The sequence below is a fragment of the Gammaproteobacteria bacterium genome (assembly GCA_027296625.1).
GTDB lineage: Bacteria > Pseudomonadota > Gammaproteobacteria > JAKEHO01 > JAKEHO01 > JAKEHO01.
Window position 1 is genome coordinate 1 of sequence record JAPUIX010000036.1, and the last position, 3825, is coordinate 3825.

The 3825-nt window shown below is 51.5% G+C and carries 2 protein-coding genes and 1 tRNA gene; all 3 read right to left on the reverse strand.

Going from position 1 to position 3825, the window contains the following annotated elements; genetic code table 11:
- A partial coding sequence (gene thrS / locus O6944_01935; protein ID MCZ6717904.1) for a threonine--tRNA ligase occupies window positions 1–1402 on the reverse strand: 1402 nt, incomplete at its 3' end.
- Between the two features lie 86 nt (window positions 1403–1488).
- A tRNA-Val gene (locus O6944_01940) sits at window positions 1489–1563 on the reverse strand.
- 124 nt (window positions 1564–1687) lie between these two features.
- The gene (gene uvrB / locus O6944_01945; protein ID MCZ6717905.1) at window positions 1688–3712 is read right to left on the reverse strand and encodes an excinuclease ABC subunit UvrB; all 2025 of its coding nucleotides are present in this window, start codon (window positions 3710–3712) and stop codon (window positions 1688–1690) included.
- Window positions 3713–3825: the final 113 nt, after the last annotated feature.

The window sequence follows — 3825 nt, forward strand, 5'->3', positions numbered from 1 at the left end:
AGAAATCGATTTTAGGCCCGTAGAATGCTCCCTCACCAGGACGCAGCTCCCACTCTAATCCTTTGTTTTTCAAGGCTGTTGCTAAAGCTTGCTCGGACTTCTCCCAAACGGCGTCACTGCCCACCCGGTTCGCCGGACGGGTCGACAACATGACGATGACCTCGTCGAAGCCGAAGTCAGCGTAGACCTCGAATAAAAGGTCGATAAACGCCGACACCTCATCCTGAATTTGCTCTTCCGTACAAAAGATATGTGCATCATCCTGAGTGAACTGACGCAGTCTCATCAGACCGTGCAAGGTGCCGGATGGCTCATTGCGATGACAGGATCCGAATTCCGCCATGCGCAGCGGGAGATCGCGGTAGCTTTTGAGCCCCTGATTAAAGATCTGCACATGACAGGGGCAGTTCATCGGTTTCACTGCGTACTCCCGACTTTCGGAACCAGTGGAAAAGATCAGATCCCCAAATTTGTCCCAGTGCCCGGATTGCTCCCATAGAGAACGTTCAACGATCTGTGGCGTGCGGACCTCTTTGTAGCCGTGCACAAGCATCTTCTCGCGGACAAACTGCTCCACCTGCTGGTATAACACCCACCCGTTCGGGTGCCAGAACACCATGCCCGGCGCCTCTTCCTGAACGTGGAAAAGATCCAGCTGTTTAGCAAGCTTGCGGTGATCGCGCTTTTCTGCTTCTTCAATGCGCTGAAGGTAGGCTTTCAGTGCCTTCTTGTCGGGCCACGCAGTACCATAGATGCGTTGAAGCATTTCATTATTGGAATCACCTCGCCAATAAGCACCGGCAACCTTCATGAGTTTAAAGACCTTAATCATGCCCGTGCTCGGCACGTGAGGCCCACGACAAAGGTCGATAAAATCGCCCTGTTTATATAAAGTTATTTCTTCATCTTCCGGGATAGAGGAGATGATCTCAGCTTTGAACTCCTCCCCCATATCGCGGAAGAACCTCACCGCTTCATCCCGTCCCATAATTGACCGACTTACCTTCAAGTTCGCCTTTGCCAAATCTGCCATCTTCGATTCAATGGCTTCAATGTCTTCAGGAGTGAAGGGACGCTCGTAGGCAAAGTCATAATAGAAACCGTCTTCGATGACAGGACCAATGGTAACTTGCGCCGTTGGGAACAATGTCTTAACCGCCTGGGCCATTAGATGGGCACACGAGTGCCGTATCACTTCCAATCCTTCCGGATCACGGTCAGTGATGATCGAGAGGCGGCTATCCTTGTCGATCACATATGACGTATCGACCAGCCGATCATCGACTTTTGCAGCAAGCGCTGCCTTCCCCAGACCCGGACCTATTGCACTGGCAACCTCGGCCGCCGTCACTGGTTGGTCAAACTTAAGCTTACTATCGTCTGGAAGCGTAACCGTAGGCATGCTATGTCTTGCCCTCTATAAACGTAACCCGTCTTGGGTGCGATCGACAAAAAGAAAGCACCGCATCACGCGGCGCTTTTGACTGATGGTAGGCGCGAGTGGGATCGAACCACCGACCACTACCATGTCAAGGTAGTGCTCTACCACTGAGCTACGCGCCTAATGCGGGCGGATAGCATACAAAACATATCCCTTGGAACACAAGCAAGCGTCGTTACAGATATCAGACATTAGGTCTATTACAGTTACCCCTTTGCCTGCTTCCCTATTTAACGTTCCCTTTGACTAACCAGCCTTAACATCCGGCAATCCGAGTCCGTAGGACTGGATGCGCTTGATCTCGTCCCGGATACCTGCAGCCTCCTCAAACTCCAGGTCCCGAGCGTGCCGATACATCTTCTCTTCGAGCTGTTTGACCTTGCGCAACAGCGTATCAATCGGCATTGCCGCATACGCTACTGATTCTTCTGACAATCGATCGAGTTTACGATACGGTGCCGTACCATCTACATAGGCACCTTCCATAATATCGGTGACGGCTTTTTGAACACCCCGCGCCGTGATCCCGCGCTCCCGGTTGTATGCTCGTTGCTTCTCCCTACGGCGTTCCGTTTCATCGATGGCCTTTTGCATTGAACCCGTCATGGAATCTGCATAAAGAATGGCTCTGCCATGGATGTTGCGGGCGGCGCGCCCGATCGTCTGTATTAAGGTCGTACCCGACCGTAGAAACCCTTCCTTATCTGCATCCAAGATCGCGACAAGGGACACCTCCGGCATATCCAGCCCTTCTCGTAGTAAATTAATGCCTACCAATACGTCAAATTTGCCCAAGCGCAGATCGCGAATAATCTCCACCCGCTCAACCGTATCAATATCCGAATGCAGATAACGAACCCTAATGCCATGTTCCGATAAATAATCAGTCAGATCTTCCGCCATTCGCTTCGTGAGCGTCGTGACTAAAATACGTTGATCAGCCTGCGCCTCTGTTCTGATTTCAGATAGTAGATCATCTACTTGGGTCGAGGCGGGGCGCACTTCGACTTCCGGATCGACAAGTCCGGTTGGCCGTACGACTTGCTCCACGACCTGTCCCGCCTGTTCCATCTCGTACGGCCCCGGGGTTGCAGAGACGTAGATAGTCTGGGGAGCGAGGTGCTCAAACTCGTCAAAACGCAACGGACGATTATCCAGCGCAGAAGGCAAACGAAAACCATATTCCACTAGATTCTCCTTGCGAGCCCGATCACCCTTATACATGCCACCAAGCTGCGGTATGGTCACGTGACTTTCGTCCACCACCAACAAAGCGTTTTCTGGTAAATAATCAAATAAGGTTGGCGGTGGCTCGCCAGGCGAACGACCGGATAAATATCGAGAATAGTTTTCAATACCCGCGCAGTAGCCAATCTCAAACATCATTTCGATATCAAAGCGCGTACGCTGTTCCAACCTTTGCGCTTCAACCAATTTATTTGCTTGATAAAGTTGCTTAAGGCGCTCCTCGAGTTCAACTTTAATTCCTTCCACCGCATCAAGGAGAGTCTGGCGCTGAGTAACATAATGGGTCTTTGGATGTATAGTGACCCGAGGAATACGACGTAACATCTCACCAGTTAAAGGATCGAAACGGATCAAGGATTCAATCTCGTCATCGAATAGCTCGATCCGCACTGCTTCGCGTTCAGACTCGGCCGGGAAAATATCGATAACATCTCCTCGGACGCGATAGGTACCGCGATGAAGCTCCATATCATTACGGGTGTATTGCATTTCCGCAAGGCGGCGCACTATGGGGCGCTGGCCCAGCTTATCGCCACGGTCCAAATGGAGCACCATGCTGAGATAAGCCCTCGGATCACCGAGACCATAGATGGCAGAGACCGTGGCGACGATCACCGTATCGGGGCGCTCAAGCACCGCCTTTGTGGCTGAAAGTCTCATCTGTTCGATGTGTTCATTGATCGCGGCATCCTTTTCAATATAGGTGTCAGTGGATGGGAGATAGGCTTCTGGTTGATAATAGTCATAGTAAGAAACAAAATACTCGACTGCATTATCGGGCAGGAATTCTCGCATCTCCCCATAAAGCTGCGCCGCCAGTGTCTTATTCGGGGCCAAGATCAGGGTCGGCCGCTGGACTTCCTGGACGACATTCGCAATGGTGAACGTCTTGCCCGATCCTGTAACGCCGAGTAAGGTTTGGCGAGCCAGTCCATCTTGCAGCCCATCGACAAGGCCTCGAATAGCCTCTGGCTGGTCACCGGCCGGCGTATAGTCAGCTTTAATGCGGAATGGTCTGTTCACAGGGATTTTTTTCGGCGCTGCGTTCAAGTATATTACACCGCCTTTTAATCATTGTTTCAGGGTGAGGATTGACGATTGGGGATAAAACTCTCGCAAAGGGTCACCGGGATCAA